The organism is Sphingomonas sp. SP6 (assembly GCF_058313435.1).
This window is the reverse complement of the sequence record NZ_JBZFLG010000004.1, coordinates 449,820-463,926: the sequence shown is the minus strand read 5'-3', so window position 1 is coordinate 463,926 and position 14,107 is coordinate 449,820. Positions and strand designations below refer to the sequence as shown.

General features: G+C 69.2%; 12 protein-coding genes and 1 tRNA gene. 5 read left to right on the top strand and 8 right to left on the bottom strand.

Going from position 1 to position 14,107, the window contains the following annotated elements:
• Positions 1-26: 26 nt before the first annotated feature.
• Positions 27-455 carry a hypothetical protein gene (locus tag AC4GYY_RS15745; protein WP_491121901.1) on the top strand — a complete coding sequence of 143 codons (429 nt, stop codon included), beginning with the start codon at positions 27-29 and terminating at the stop codon, positions 453-455.
• Between the two features lie 134 nt (positions 456-589).
• Here AC4GYY_RS15745 and murA read toward each other — a convergent pair whose 3' ends face one another.
• A complete protein-coding gene (gene murA / locus AC4GYY_RS15740; protein WP_491121899.1) occupies positions 590-1,873 on the bottom strand; it encodes a UDP-N-acetylglucosamine 1-carboxyvinyltransferase in 1,284 nt (427 codons plus the stop codon).
• A gap of 172 nt (positions 1,874-2,045) precedes the next feature.
• Between murA and dapB the strand changes: the two genes are divergently transcribed.
• From dapB to AC4GYY_RS15720, 4 genes are all read left to right on the top strand, one after another.
• Positions 2,046-2,774, top strand: a complete 729-nt coding sequence (dapB, locus tag AC4GYY_RS15735; RefSeq protein ID WP_491121897.1) for a 4-hydroxy-tetrahydrodipicolinate reductase — start codon at positions 2,046-2,048, stop codon at positions 2,772-2,774.
• 10 nt (positions 2,775-2,784) lie between these two features.
• Entirely contained in the window at positions 2,785-3,447 is a 663-nt protein-coding gene (nth, locus tag AC4GYY_RS15730; RefSeq protein WP_491121896.1) for an endonuclease III, read from the top strand.
• Positions 3,448-3,451: 4 nt separating this feature from the next.
• Entirely contained in the window at positions 3,452-3,832 is a 381-nt protein-coding gene (locus AC4GYY_RS15725) for a hypothetical protein (RefSeq protein ID WP_491121895.1), read from the top strand.
• A 41-nt stretch (positions 3,833-3,873) separates the two neighbouring features.
• Positions 3,874-3,950 (top strand) — tRNA-Arg (locus tag AC4GYY_RS15720).
• 114 nt (positions 3,951-4,064) lie between these two features.
• Here AC4GYY_RS15720 and AC4GYY_RS15715 read toward each other — a convergent pair.
• The 7 genes from AC4GYY_RS15715 to AC4GYY_RS15685 all read right to left on the bottom strand — a co-directional run bounded on the left by AC4GYY_RS15715 (position 4,065) and on the right by AC4GYY_RS15685 (position 14,072).
• Entirely contained in the window at positions 4,065-6,629 is a 2,565-nt protein-coding gene (locus AC4GYY_RS15715) for a S8 family serine peptidase (RefSeq protein ID WP_491121893.1), read from the bottom strand.
• A 129-nt stretch (positions 6,630-6,758) separates the two neighbouring features.
• Complete coding sequence (gene dctA / locus AC4GYY_RS15710; protein WP_491121891.1) at positions 6,759-8,039, bottom strand: C4-dicarboxylate transporter DctA; 1,281 nt, start codon at positions 8,037-8,039, stop codon at positions 6,759-6,761.
• 211 nt (positions 8,040-8,250) lie between these two features.
• A complete protein-coding gene (locus AC4GYY_RS15705) occupies positions 8,251-9,225 on the bottom strand; it encodes an NAD(P)H-dependent flavin oxidoreductase (protein WP_491121889.1) in 975 nt (324 codons plus the stop codon).
• 75 nt (positions 9,226-9,300) lie between these two features.
• Positions 9,301-9,858, bottom strand: a complete 558-nt coding sequence (locus AC4GYY_RS15700; protein WP_491121887.1) for a TetR/AcrR family transcriptional regulator — start codon at positions 9,856-9,858, stop codon at positions 9,301-9,303.
• Positions 9,855-11,312 carry an efflux transporter outer membrane subunit gene (locus AC4GYY_RS15695; RefSeq protein WP_491121885.1) on the bottom strand — a complete coding sequence of 486 codons (1,458 nt, stop codon included), beginning with the start codon at positions 11,310-11,312 and terminating at the stop codon, positions 9,855-9,857. Before AC4GYY_RS15695 ends, AC4GYY_RS15700 begins: the two co-directional genes overlap by 4 nt.
• Positions 11,312-12,898 (bottom strand): DHA2 family efflux MFS transporter permease subunit, encoded by a 1,587-nt coding sequence (locus tag AC4GYY_RS15690; protein WP_491121883.1) that lies wholly within the window; start codon positions 12,896-12,898, stop codon positions 11,312-11,314. Before AC4GYY_RS15690 ends, AC4GYY_RS15695 begins: the two co-directional genes overlap by 1 nt.
• A gap of 4 nt (positions 12,899-12,902) precedes the next feature.
• Entirely contained in the window at positions 12,903-14,072 is a 1,170-nt protein-coding gene (locus AC4GYY_RS15685; RefSeq protein WP_491121881.1) for an HlyD family secretion protein, read from the bottom strand.
• Positions 14,073-14,107: the final 35 nt, after the last annotated feature.

The window sequence follows — 14,107 nt, the reverse complement described above, 5'->3', positions numbered from 1 at the left end:
AGTGACACACCTGGAGATCGACGACGATGGCGAAGACGAAGTTCCCGAAGGACGTGGGCGGCGTAGCGATGCCGGAGGACGTGCGCCGCGCGGCCGATGCGCTGATCAAGCGGGTCGACTCGCGGCTCGGTCGCGAGGCGCTGACCGCCGGGCTGACGCTCGCAGCGGCCGCGGTCGTCGCCGCGTCGGGCAAGGGCAAGGTCTCGTTCGACTTCGACGACGACGCACCCGATGCGCCCGAGCCTCCCACTCCGCCCGAGCCGCCGGTCGCGCCCGTTCCGCCGACGCCGCCGACCCCGCCCGAGCCGCCGGTCCGCCCCGAACCGCTCCGCCCGCAGCCACGTCCGGCCGCGCCGCCGATCAGCCCGGCGCAGGCGCAGGCCGTCGCGGACGCGCTCGGCAACGTCGCCCAGGCGGCGCTGACCCGGTTCCTGAGCTCGAAGCGCGGCTTCTGAACACAGGCCGTTCGTCCTGAGTAGAGACTGAGCAAAGCCAAGGCTCATATCTAAGGACCGCGAGGCTCGGGTCCTTCGATCCAGGTCTTCGCTGCGCTCAGCCCTTCCTCAGGACGAACGGTACCGGGCGCCGTTCACCCGTCCCCGGCGCGCTCGATGTCGGCGCCTACCGCCGACAGCTTCTCCTCGAGGCGCTCGTAGCCGCGATCGAGGTGATAGACGCGGTTGACCACCGTCTCGCCCTCGGCCGCGAGACCGGCGAGGATCAGACTCATCGAGGCGCGCAAGTCGGTCGCCATCACCTGCGCGCCGGTCAGCCGCTCGACGCCGCGGACGACCGCCGTCCGGCCATTGACCTGGATGTCGGCGCTCATCCGCGCCAGTTCGGGCACGTGCATGTAGCGGTTCTCGAAGATGGTCTCGGTCAGCACGCTCGCGCCGTCGGCCCTGCACAGCATCGCCATGAACTGCGCCTGCATGTCGGTCGCGAAGCCCGGGAACGGCGCGGTCGACAAGGTCAGCGGCCTGAGCGGCCCGTCGGCGGCGACGCGGATCGACGACTTGCCCTCCTCCACCGTCACCCCGGCGTCGCGCAGCGCGTGCAGCGTCGCGCCCATGTCGGCCCCGGCGACGCCGGTGAGCTCCAGGTCGCCGCCGGTAATCGCCGCGGCGCAGGCATAGCTCCCCGCCTCGATCCGGTCGGGCATGACCGAATAGGTCGCGCCGTGCAGCCGGTCGACGCCCTCGATCTCGAGCGTCGCCGTCCCGATCCCGTCGATGTGCGCACCCATCTGGGCGAGGCAACGGCACAGGTCGACGATCTCGGGCTCGCGCGCGGCGTTCTCCAATCGGGTTGAGCCCTTGGCGGTCACCGCCGCCATCACCGCATTCTCGGTCGCGCCGACCGACACCACGGGGAAGGTGTAGCGTCCCCCCGCCAGGCGCCCGCCGGGCGCGCGCGCGGTGACGTAGCCGGCGCTGGTCTCCAGCTCCGCCCCCAACGCCTCGAGCACCTTGAGGTGGAGGTCGATGGGCCGATTGCCGATCGCGCAGCCACCCGGCAGCGACACCCTCGCCTCGCCCGCCCGCGCCAGGATCGGCCCGAGCACAAGAATGGAGGCACGCATTTTCCGCACGATGTCATAGGGCGCCTCGGTCGAGGTCAGCCGGCCCGCGCGGATCGTCATCACTCGCCCGAAGTCTTCGGGACGCGCGCCCTCGATCGCGGTCGACGCGCCGAGCTGGTTGAGCAGATGCCCGAAGCTGTCGACGTCGGCCAGCCGCGGCAGGTTGCGCAGCGTCAGCGGCTCGTCGGTCAGCAGCGCGCAGGGAAGGAGGGTGAGCGCGGCGTTCTTCGCGCCCGAGATCGGCAGCTTGCCCGACAGGCGATGGCCGCCGCGAATGAGAATGCGGTCCATCGGCCGTCCCCTATCGCCCCCGTGCGCCCGCGCCAAGCGGCGTGGAGAAGCGAACGACACGCTGGCCCGCGCCCGGCGCGAGGACCGTCCCATCCCGCTCCGTCCACCGCACGGGACTTCTCCGCACGGCGGGGTTGTGCCACAGCGCCGCCGCGCATTCGGGAGCAGCGGCGTGACGGCGATCGGCATCTACGGCAGCGCGGGGCGGATGGGCCGGGCGATCGCCCAGGTCGCCGCCGAAGAGCGCGTGACGATCGCCGGCGGAGCCGACGCAGGCGACGACGCACTGCCCCTGGCCCGAGCCGCCGACGTCCTGGTCGACTTCTCCACCGCCGGCGCGGTCGAGGCGCATCTTGCGGCGGCGGTCGAGGCGGGAACGCCCATCGTCGTCGGCACCACCGGGCTTACCCCCCGTCATCACGCCGCCGTCGCCGCCGCCGCCGAACGGGTGGCCGTGCTGCAGACCGGCAACACCTCGCTGGGCGTCACCCTGCTCGAGATCCTGGTGCGCGACGCGGCCAGCCGGCTCGGCCCCGAATGGGACATTGAGATCGTCGAGACCCACCACCGCCACAAGGTCGACGCGCCCTCGGGCACCGCGCTGCTGCTCGGCGAGGCCGCGGCGGCCGCCCGCGGCGCGACGCTCGCCGAGACCCGCGTCGACAGCCGCGCCGGTCTGGTCGGCGCCCGCAGCGAGGGGACGATCGGGTTCGCGTCGATCCGCGGCGGGTCGGTCATCGGCGACCACAATGTCATCTTCGCGACGGAAGGCGAGCGAATCGAGCTCGGGCATCGCGGCGAGGACCGCGTGATCTTCGCCCGCGGCGCGGTGCGCGCGGCGCTGTGGCTCGCCGGGCAGGCGCCCGGACGGTACCGGATGGCGGACGTGCTGGGGCTGTGACGCCGGCGTCATGACACGGGCCGACATCGCCAAGGTCTTCCGCCGGCTCGCCGAGGCCGATCCCGATCCGCGGACCGAGCTGGAGTCGGGCAACACCTATCAACTGCTCGTTGCGGTCGTGCTTTCGGCGCAGTCGACCGATGCCGGGGTCAACAAGGCGACGCGGGCGCTGTTCGCCGAGGTGGAAACGCCCGCGCAGATGGTCGCGCTCGGCGAGGCGGGGTTGAAGCAGCACATCAAGACGATCGGCCTGTTCAACACCAAGGCGAAGCACGTCATCGCGCTGTCCGAGGCGCTGGTCCGCGATCACGGCGGCGTCGTCCCCGGCGACCGCGCCGCGCTCGAGGCGCTCCCCGGCGTCGGCCGCAAGACCGCCAACGTCGTGCTCAACACCGCCTTCGCCCAAGAGACGTTCGCGGTCGACACCCACATCTTCCGGGTCTGCAACCGGATCGGACTCGCACCGGGCAGGACCCCGCTGGCGGTCGAACTGGCGCTCGAGAGGGTCGTGCCGCGACCCTTTCGGCTCGGCGCGCACCACTGGCTGATCCTGCATGGCCGCTACACCTGCAAGGCCCGCAAACCGGAATGCTGGCGGTGCATCGTCGCGGATCTCTGCGCGTTCAGCCCCAAGACAGTCGCGCCGACGCAGGCTGCCCGATACAAGGAGTAGGATCATGCGCGCTTCGCTCTGGGCGGCGATCGCCCTCGCCGCCACCGCCGCACCAGGCGCCGCACGGGACCTCAACGCGGTTCCCGCAGCAACGCCGACCGGGCCGGCCCGCACCTGCGTTCCGCTCAGCGAGCTCCGCGAGAGTCTCGTCCGGAACGATTCGGTGATCGATTTCCGGATCTCGGGCGATCGATATTACCGGGTCACCCTGCCCCAGGCCTGTCCGCAACTCGGGTTCGAAAAGAGGTTCTCCTATGAGACCTCGCTCAGCCAGCTTTGTGCCCAGGACATCATCACCGTCTTCACGACCTCGCCGCCGATGCGCGGCGCAAGCTGCGGCCTGGCCCTGTTCCAACCGGTGACGATCGCGAAGACGGTGAAATAGGGTAGCGCCCCGGCGCGCTCCGCGCTAATCGGAGGGTCCACGCACCCGTAGCTCAGCTGGATAGAGCGCTGCCCTCCGAAGGCAGAGGCCAGAGGTTCGAATCCTCTCGGGTGCGCCAGCTTCCCCAAATCGTACGTTCGACGTTGCCATATGCGTGGCGGCCGGGAGAACCTCGGGACACTTCGCCGGCGAAGGGCCGGGGCGGGGTCGACCCGCCCCGGCCTGCCGGTCCTCAGGCGAGGACCAGCATGTGCGCGCCCATCCGTGCCTCGTGCCACCCCGCGAACTGCGCGGAGTCGAGCGTCGCGTGCAGGTCGCCGGCGGCAGCTTGGGCGGTGGTCGCCGCCGGGATGAACGCCGAGGCGTCGACCGTCGGGCTGGTGTGGCTGTTGACCGACCCCACCGGCACGCTGCTGAGCGCCTCGCCCGACAGCGCGATCGCGTTGGTCAGCTTGGCGGCGTCGCTCAGCGCGTAATAGACCACGCCTCCCTCGTCGGCGATAAGGTGGAGCACCGCCCCGCCTTCACCCTTGAGGATCAGCGTGTCGCCACTGTCGTTGTCGAACTCGAACACCCCGTCGCCGTTCGCATCGGCGGTGAAGGTGATCGTCGTCCCCAGGTCCTTGGTGACGGCGATCAGATCGCTCTTGGAGAAATCGACGACGGTATCGGTGCCGTTCGCCTGGCCGAAGTCATAGTAGAAGACGTCCTGCCCTTTCCCGCCTGTGAGCAGGTCCGCGCCCTGCCCGCCGACGATGAAATCGTCGCCGGTGAGGCCGAAGATCGTGTCGTCGCCACGCATCCCCAACAGATGGTTGCCGGCGTCGTTGCCGAGGAACCGGTCCGCGCCGTCGCCGCCCACCGCATCCTCGATCAGCGTCTCCGCGCCGATCAGGACCTTGCCGCCGTCGAACTTGAGAGTGCCCCCGGCGCTCAGCACCGCCTTGATATCCCCGGTGACGGCGGCGAGATCGAGCCAATCGGTCCCTCCGGTGTCCGTCAGCGACAGCCGCCCGCCCTCGCCCGCGATCTTGATCATCGTGCGGAACTCGTCGGTGTAATGATAGACATCGTCGTCGGTCGGAGCCGTGCCGTACACGTCGAGCGTGATGTTCTTGAGCGTCGAGCCGTGGTTCTTCACCTGATCGGTGATCGCGACCGTCCACGTCCCGGCGGACTGTTCGCCGCGGAACCCTTCGAGACCGAGCACCTCGCTGATCAGCGTCCCCGCCTTGCCGTAATTCCCCTCGTCGGCGAGCGTGCTCGTCGTGTAGGTCGTGCCGTCGGGCGAGGTGATCGTGAACAGGAAACCGTCGGTGGTCGCAGCCTTGGTGTCGCCGCTCAGGTACGACAGCGTCATGTCGATGTGCTCGAGGTCGAGCACCGACGAGACGTTGAGCGTGAAGGTCGCGGTCTTCAAATCGCCGATGGACGTGTCGTAGTCGAACGACTGGGTGAAGTGCTGCTCGTTCGCGGATGTCTGCGCCGCGCCGAACAGGTTCCACACCTCCGCCATCCGGGTCGCGCCGAACGCATAGACCGCGCCGTAACCGTAATCGGTGCTGTAATGGTAGCCGCCGCCGTTGACCGTGTGCGTATCGCCGCCGCCGGTCAGGTGGAAGCTGTCCTCGTTGAGCGAGTAGGATCGTCCGCCGGATTTGTAGCTGGTCGGCCCGGTCTCGAACGCCACCGGCATGCGCGCCGAGGCGGCCAGGATGTTCTTGACGTCGCGCCATCCCAGGTCGGGGTTCGCCTCCAGCACCAGCCCGAGCGCGCCGCTCGTGATCGGCGTCGCCGCGGACGTGCCACCGAAACCGTCGGTATAGTCGCCCGGGCTGTAGCCGTCGGCGCCCTTGACGTCGGTGGTCCAGATGCCGGTCCCGCCGACCTGCGCATAATCGTTCGAGGGCGCGGCGATCAGCAGCTGCGCGCCGCGAGTGCTGTACGACGAGGCGCTGCCGTCGATCTCGCGGAACGCCGCGACCGCGATGATGTGGCGATCCGACGAGACGCTGTCGCCCTCGCCGTCGATGCCGGGGGTGAGCACGTCGACCAGGTGGAAGCCGCTGTTGCCGGCCGCCTTGACCGTGATCGTTCCCAGCCCGTCGCGCCCCGTCTCCGTCGCGAAGGTGACCGCGTCGACGTAATTCTTGGCGAAGCTGCCCTCGACCAGCCGGTTGTCGCCCGGCGCACGGCTGAACGGGTCGGACCCCCAGCTGTTGCTGGAGATGTCATATTTGTTCCCCGCCGCGACTGCGCGGAAGAACAGTGTCGGATCGCTCGCGTTGACGTAGATTCCGGACGCGGGATCGAAGATGTTGACGCTCGCATAATGCGAATCGAAGCTCACGCCGACGGTCTCGTTGCCGTCGGCGGCCGCGCCGATCAGCCCGGCGACCGAGGTTCCGTGCGGCCCCGACGCCGCTCGGTAGGATCCGTCGTACCGGACGCCGTCGAGCACGATCTCCTTGTTCTTGGCGTATCCCTCGTCGAACGCGGAGAGCCTTGTGTCCACGCCTGCGTCGTAGATGCCGTAGAGAACGCCCTTGCCGGTATAGTCCTGCCACAGCGTCGCGAGATCGCCGAGGAAGCCGAGGTGCCACTGCTCCCCGGCGAGATCGTCGGTCAGGAACTTGGTGATCGCCTTGAGGTCGCCCTTGGCGTCCTTGTTCAGCGCGCCCGCGCCGGGCCCGACCAGGATCGGATCGTGGATCGGCTGGTCGCGAAACATGTGGTATCCGCCGAACGTGAGATCGGTGGCATCGGGCGCAGTCCGCCCGCTCGTGATGAACGCCATGATTGTCCCCTGTCGAATGTGCGGACTCCCGATCCGCCCCATGGCGCAACTTCGCGTGGCGCGGCGGCGCTGGCAAGCGCGGAAATTGCCCCGGACCAGTGCCGGACGACGTTTCGTTCCCGATCCGCGTCAGGCCGCGCCCAATGCTGCGGCGAGCTTCACTTGATCGAGCCGCCCTTCCCAGCGCGACACCACCACGGTCGCCACCGCATTGCCGATGAAGTTGGTGAGGCTTCGGCACTCCGACATGAAGCGATCCACGCCCAGGATCAGCGCCATGCCCGCGACCGGCACGCTCGGCACGATCGACAGCGTCGCCGCCAGCGTGACGAACCCGGCTCCCGTCACTCCCGCAGCGCCTTTCGATGACAGCATCGCGACGCCCAGCAGCAGCAACTGCTCGCCCAGCGACAGATGGACGTTGGTCGCCTGCGCGATGAACAGCGCCGCCAGCGTCATGTAGAGGTTGGTCCCGTCCAGGTTGAAGCTGTAGCCGGTCGGCACGACCAGCCCGACCACCTCCTTCGGGCAGCCCGCCGCCTCCATCTTCTCGATCAGCAGCGGCAAGGCGCTTTCGGACGACGACGTGCCGAGCACCAGCAGCAGCTCGGACTTGAGATAGGCGAGCAGCCGCAGGATCGAGAAGCCGCACACCCGCGCCACCAGCCCCAGCACCACCAGCACGAAGACGATCGCGGTCGCATAGAAGGTCGCGACCAGCGCGGCGAGATTGGCGAGCGCGCCGACGCCGTACTTGCCGACCGTGAACGCCATCGCCCCGAACGCGCCGATCGGCGCCGCCTTCATCAGGATCGCGACCAGCCGGAACACCACCGCCGATAGGTCCTCGAGCGCCGTCGTCAGCCGCTCGCCCCGCTCGCCGACCAGCGTCAGCGCGATGCCGAACAGCACCGCGACGAACAGCACCTGGAGGATGTTGTCGCCAGTCAGCGCCGAGACGAGCGTCGTCGGGATCACGTCCATCAGGAACCCGGTCAGCGTCGTCGCATGCGCTTTGGCCGCATAGTCCGCGACCTTGCCGGCATCGAGCGTCGCCGGATCGATGTTGAGCCCCGCCCCCGGCCGCACCGTGTTGGCGACGACCAGCCCGACGACGAGGGCCAGCGTCGAGAAGGTCAGGAAATAGGCGAACGCCTTCGCCGCCACCCGCCCGACCGAGCCGAGATCTCGCATCCCGGCGATCCCGGTGACGATCGTCAGGAAGATCACCGGCGCGATGATCATCTTGACCAGCTTGATGAAGGCGTCGCCCAGCGGCTTGAGCGCGTCGGCGCTGCCCGGGACGAAATGCCCGACTGTCGCGCCGGCGGCGATCGCGACGAGGACCCAGAGGTAGAGGTGCGCGTACCAGGGGCGGCGGGCGGTGGGTGCTTGAATGGGAGAGGTCACGCGAGTTGCATACGTTGCCGCCTTTCAGTTGTCCTCACCCGCAACCGTTCGTCCTGAGTAGAGACTGAGCGAAGCGCAGCGAAGTCGAAGGCTCGTATCGAAGGACCTGGGGCAGACTGTCCTTCGATACGGGTCTTCGCTACCCTCAGCCCCTACTCAGGACGAACGGAAGGATTTGCGGTCCAGACTCTCAGGGCGGACGATGACGGTCCTAAGCCGCCAGCGCGCGCTCCAGCCGCTCGCGGATCAGCCCTTCCGCCTCGCGCATGATCCGGTCGATCAGCTCCTTGACGCTCGGCACGTCGTGGATCAGCCCTTGGACCATTCCGGCGGACCAGATGCCGTGCTCGGGATCGCCGTTCTGGAGTCCCTCGCGCCCGCGCGTGCCCTTCACCAGATGGCTGATCGCCTCGAACGGGTGGCCCTCGCGCTCGATCCGCACCGCCTCGACCGCGACGGTGTTTTTCGCCACCCGAGCGGTGTTCCGGTAGCTTCTGAACATCAACTCGGTCGCGCGCTCGTCGTTGGCGACGATCTGCTGCTTGATGCCGTCGTGGATCGGCGCTTCCTTGGTCGCGCAGAAGCGCGTGCCCATGTTGATCCCGTCCGCGCCCAGCGCCAGCGCGGCGACGAGGCCCCGCCCGTCGCCAAATCCGCCAGATGCCAGCATCGGGATCTTCACCTGGTCCGCCGCCGCCGGGATCAGGATCAGCCCGGGGATATCGTCCTCGCCGGGATGCCCGGCGCATTCGAACCCGTCGATCGAGATCGCGTCGACACCCTTGCGCTCCGCGGACAGCGCGTGGCGGACGGAGGTGCATTTGTGGATGATCTTGAGCCCCGCCGCCTTGAACATCGCCCATTGCTCGGCGACAGCCGGCGTGCCCGCGGTCTCGACCACCTTGACCCCACCGTCGATGATCGCCTGCGCATAGGCGTTGTAGTCGGGCGCGTTGATCGTCGGGAACACCGTCAGGTTCACCCCGAACGGCTTGTCCGTCATCCCCTTGCACCGTTCGATCTCGGCGGCGAGCGCCTCGGGCGTCGGCTGGGTCAGCGCGGTCAGGAAGCCGAGCCCACCGGCATTGGCGACCGCGGAGACCAGCTCCGCCGTCCCCACCCACTGCATCCCGCCCTGCGCGATCGGATGCTCGATCCCGAACGTCTCGGTGAACCGCGTCTTCATGCCCGTCCCTCTCCAGCTGTTTGCGCGGACGCTGGCGGAAGCGGCGCTCCGGATCAAGAGACTAAAACGAGCGGCTTACCGATCGCCTCCCGTCAGATAATCCTGGATCACCGCGCCGATCCGCCGGATCAGCACGTCGCGCTCCAGCGCCACCACCGTCGGGACGCGCAGCACATAGCGGGTCAGCGCCAGACCGCCGAGCTGGGTCGAGCAGAGCGCCATGCAGGTCTCGACGCGGTCGGCGGCGCAAATCGCCGCCACCATCGGCCGCACCTGCCGGTCCATCGCCGACAGGTATTTGTCGCGCGCGCCCTCGTGGCTGGCGGCGGCGCGGAGCATGATCGGCATCTCCTCGCCCGCATCCGGCCCCTCCCAGCGATCGAGGAAGCGCGCGACGATCGTCTCGCCCCGTCGGTGCTCCGGGACGGACACCAGATCGGTGACCCGCAGGTCGATCTCGGTCGCTGCGGCGAACAGTCCTTCCTTGCTCCGATAATAGCGCATGACCATCGCCGGGTTGATCGCCGCCGCCGCCGCGACCTGGCGGATCGTCGTACGCTCGAAACCCTGCTCGCCGAACAGGGCGCGTGCCGCATCCAGGATCCGCTCGCGGGTCGCGTCGCCGCGCTTCATCGTCCGGGTCCCGCGTCGCTCCAGCCGCCGCCCAGCGCCTTGAACAGCGCGACGGTCTGACGACGCAGCTCGGCGTCGCTCGACGCCTGCCGCTCCCGTGCCGCGAGCACGTCGATCTCGGCCTGGAGCAACTGGTCCTGCGCCACGAACCCGGTCTTATACTGCGCCTCGATCGCGGTCGCGCTCTCCAGCCGATCGTTGACCGCGCGAGCGAGCGCCTCGTTGCGGGCGCGTTCGGCGGCGAGCCGGCCGAGCGCGTCCTCGACGTCGCGGTACGCGCCCAGCACCGTGCGCCGCCAATCCTGATAGGCCTGCTCGGCGTCCTCACGGCGCAGCTTCACCGTCGAGCGCCGCCGGCCCCAGTCGAGAACCGGGAACATCGCCTGGCCGCTGCCGGTCAGCTGGACGCTGTCGCCGGTGAACAGATTGCCCAGCGCCGAGGAGATCAGCTGCGCCATCCCGGTCAGCGTGAAACGCGGGTAAAGATCGGCGGTCGCCACCCCGATGTCCGCGGTCGCCGCCGCCAGCCGCTGCTCGGCCGCGCGCACGTCGGGTCGCCTGCGGATCAGGTCGGCGGGCAGCCCGGCCGGCACCGCCGGCACCGCCGCGGTCGAATCGCCCGGTGCGACCGAGAAGCCTTCCGGCGCGGTCCCGAGCAGCACCGCGAGCGCATGGACCTGGACGGTCGCGTCCGCCCGGAGCGGCGCCATCCGCGCCTCGATATCGGTGATCGACGCGCGCTGCCGGGTGACGTCGTTCTGCGGGACCAGCCCGGCCTTGGCCGTGTTGCCGCTGATCTCCAGCGCACGGTTCTGGCGCGTGAGTTCATCCTTGAGCACGTCGATCTGAAGCTGATCGAGCCGCAGCTGGAAGTAGGTCGAGGCGACCTCGCTCGCCAGCGTGACCGCCGCGTCGCGCCCGGTCCAGACCGCCGCCGCCGTCCGCGCGCGGGCCGCCTCGACCTGGCGCCGGGCGCCGCCGAACAGGTCGAGCTCCCACGACGCATCGAAGCCCAGCGAATAGGTGGTGATCCCCGATCCGGGCAGGGTGATCCCGCCCGGCGCGCCGCCGCCCGACGCCCCGCCGCCCGAGAATTGCTCGATCAGCGAGGAGAAGCCTGCGTTCTTCGACAATTCGATATGGGTCGCACCCGCCTGAGCGCTCAGCGTCGGCTTGTCCGCCGCGCCTGCGATCACCTCCTGCAATCGCGCCTGACGGACGCGCGAGGCGGCGGTATCGATGTCGGGCGAATGCTCGATCGCCCGCGCGACCAGAGCGTCGAGCACCGGATCGCGGAACGATCGCCACCACGTCGCCAGGTCGACCGGATCGGCGGCCGCAGGCTGCGGCTCGGCGAAGGCGGTCGGCGCCTTGACCTCGGGCGGGCGGTAGTTCGGCCCGACGGTGCAGGCTGCAACCGCAAGGGGCAGCACGAAGGGGATGAGCCGCCGCATCAATGCGCCCCCCCGCCCTGAACGTTCTTCGACGGTTTGAGGAACAGGACGACGGGCGTCAGCACCAGCACCAGCACCATCATGCTCCTGAACACGTCGAGGAACGAGAGCATCGCCGCCTGTTCCTGAACCTGGCCGAACAACTGCCCCAGCGCGGGCGTCGCTCCGCTCGCCGGGTCGGGCACACCGGGCGCGACCTGCCCCGCCTTGCCGAGCCAGTCCGTATAGTTCGGATTGAGCGGGTTGAGCCCCGCGACCAGCTCCGACTGATGCTGCTGGAGCTGGCGGGCCAGGATCACCTGCGCGAACGCGATCCCGAACGATCCGCCCAAATTGCGTGCGACGTTGAGCAGCGCCGACGCCTGTGCCGAGTCCGATTGCTTCAGCCCGTTATAGGCGATCGCCGACACCGGCACGAACAGGAACGGCAGCCCCGCCGCCTGATACAGCCGCGCGACCGCCGCGTCGGCGAAGGTCAGTTGATCGCTCAGGCTCGCCAGATTCCACAGCGCCGCCGCCTGGACCAGCAGCGCCGGTCCCAGGATGAAGCGCACGTCGACCTTGCCCACGATATTGCCCGCGAACGGCACCGCCACCAGCGTCGCGATCCCGCCGAAGGTCAGCGCCAGCCCGGCGTCGAAGGCAGTATAGCCCAGCACCGACTGGAGCAGCTGCGGGATCAGCTGCGTCGTCCCGAACAGCACCGCGCCGGTGATCGTCATCACCGCGATCGTCGCCGCGAAATTGGCGTTCTTGAACAGCTTGAGGTCGACGACCGGGTCCTTGTGGTTCAGCTCCCACACGATCAGCGCCAGGATGGCGGTGGCGGAGACTGCGGCGGTGGCGATGATCGTCCCGCTCGCGAACCAGTCCTCGCGCTGCCCCCGGTCGAGCGTGATCTCGAGACAGCCGAGCCCCAGCGCGACCAGCGCGACGCCGATGTAATCGATCTTCAGCCCGCCCTTCAGCTTCTTCTTGCGCTCCTGCTCGATCGCCTTGGGCTCGTCGACGAAGGTCGCGACCATGAAGAAGGCGGCAATGCCGATCGGCACGTTGATCAGGAAGATCCAGTGCCAGGTCGAGTTCTCGACGATGTACCCGCCCAGCACCGGACCCAGCACCGGGCCGACGACGACCACGATCGCGAACGCCGCGAACGCCATCGCCCGCTTTTCCGGCGGGAAGGTGTCGGCGAGCATCGACTGCTCGACCGGGGCCAGCCCGCCGCCGCCGATCCCCTGGAACACGCGCGCCAGCACCAGCATCGTCAGGTTCTGCGAGATGCCGCACACCAGCGACGAGATCGTGAACAGCGCGATCGAGATCAGGAAATAGCGCTTCCGCCCGATCGCGTCGGACAACCAACCCGAGATCGGGATGACGATCGCATTGGCGACCAGATAGCTCGTCAGCACCCAGGTTGCCTGGTCGGTCGAGACCGACAGTCCGCCGGCGATATGATCGAGCGCGACGTTGGCGATCGACGTGTCGAGCACCTCCATGAATGTCGGGATCGAGATGATCGCGACGATCAGCCAGGGGTTGTAGTTGCCGGCCGCCGATCGGCTCTTGTCCCATTTGGCCACGGGCTCAGCGCACCTTCACGGTCGGCACGACCGACATGCCCGGCCCGATCGGGTACTTCCGCGGATCGGGGCCGTTCTTCACGTCGAAGGTGATCCGCACCGGCACGCGCTGCACCACTTTCACGTAATTGCCGGTGGCATTCTGCGGCGGCAGCAGCGCGAACGCCTGCCCCGCCCCGCGCTGGACCGAGTCGACATGGCCCTTGAACTCCACGCTGGGGAATGCGTCGACCTTGATCGATACCGGCTGCCCGATCCGCATCTCGGCGAGCTGCGTCTCCTTGAAATTGGCGGTGATCCACATCGTATCGGGGACGATCGCCATCAGCTGCGCGCCCGGTGCGACGTAGCTGCCCAGGTTCACCTGCCGGTTGACCACTTGCCCGCTGACCGGCGCGGTCAGCCGGAGATTGCCCAGCGTCACGTCCGCCTGCTGCACCGCCGCCTGGCGCGCCCCGATCGTCGCTCGCGACGCCCTCGCCGCCCGCCGGGCGACCTCGACCTGGGCATCGGCCTGCGCCACCTGCCGCCGCGCGGCCGCGGCCTCGGCCGCCATCGCCCGCGCGGCGGCGCGCGCCTGATCGAGCTGCTGCTGCGCCACCGCCTTCGGATCGAGCCGGAGCAGCGTCTCGTAGCGGGCGAGGTCCTGCCGCGCCTTCACCGCGTTGGCGAGCGGAGCCTGCGACTGCGCCGCCGCCTGCTCGCGGGTGCGGATCGCGGCGAGGATATCGGCGTCGGCCTGGCTCGCCTGCGCGCGGGCCTGGCCCACGTTGGCGACCGCCTCCGCGCGCGTCGCCACCGCGCCGTTGGGCTGGACCACCGCGAGCAGCTGCCCCGCCTCGACATGGCGGTTGTCGATGTTCGCGACCTGGACCAGCTGCCCCGCTTCCTGCGCGGCGATCCGGACGATGTGCGCGTCGACGAAGGCGTCGTCGGTCGATTCGAACTGTCGCGCATGAAGGTAGTACAGCGTCCCGCCGACCGCGAGCGCGGCGACGACCACGATCAGGATGATCCAGAACAGCGGCCTTCTGAACAGCGACGGCTTGTCCTCGCCACCGTCGTCGTCCGCGTCCTTTTCGGCAGATCCCCCGCCCGACTCCTCGGCCTCGCCGGACGGTCGGTCGTCGGCGTCCTGCTTGTCGTCCGTGGGCCGCTCGCTGTCGTCGCTCACCGGAGTCCCCTTCGGCGTGGTTCGATGCGCGACGT

Bases quoted from the DNA above. Each gene is read 5' to 3' on its own strand.
- AC4GYY_RS15695 (WP_491121885.1), bottom strand. From the start codon at position 11,312: ATGCGGCGGCTCATCCCCTTCGTGCTGCCCCTTGCGGTTGCAGCCTGC.
- AC4GYY_RS15705 (WP_491121889.1), bottom strand. From the start codon at position 9,225: ATGAAGACGCGGTTCACCGAGACGTTCGGGATCGAGCATCCGATCGCG.
- nth (WP_491121896.1), top strand. From the start codon at position 2,785: ATGACACGGGCCGACATCGCCAAGGTCTTCCGCCGGCTCGCCGAGGCC.
- AC4GYY_RS15700 (WP_491121887.1), bottom strand. From the start codon at position 9,858: ATGAAGCGCGGCGACGCGACCCGCGAGCGGATCCTGGATGCGGCACGC.
- AC4GYY_RS15715 (WP_491121893.1), bottom strand. From the start codon at position 6,629: ATGGCGTTCATCACGAGCGGGCGGACTGCGCCCGATGCCACCGATCTC.
- AC4GYY_RS15745 (WP_491121901.1), top strand. From the start codon at position 27: ATGGCGAAGACGAAGTTCCCGAAGGACGTGGGCGGCGTAGCGATGCCG.
- AC4GYY_RS15725 (WP_491121895.1), top strand. From the start codon at position 3,452: ATGCGCGCTTCGCTCTGGGCGGCGATCGCCCTCGCCGCCACCGCCGCA.
- murA (WP_491121899.1), bottom strand. From the start codon at position 1,873: ATGGACCGCATTCTCATTCGCGGCGGCCATCGCCTGTCGGGCAAGCTG.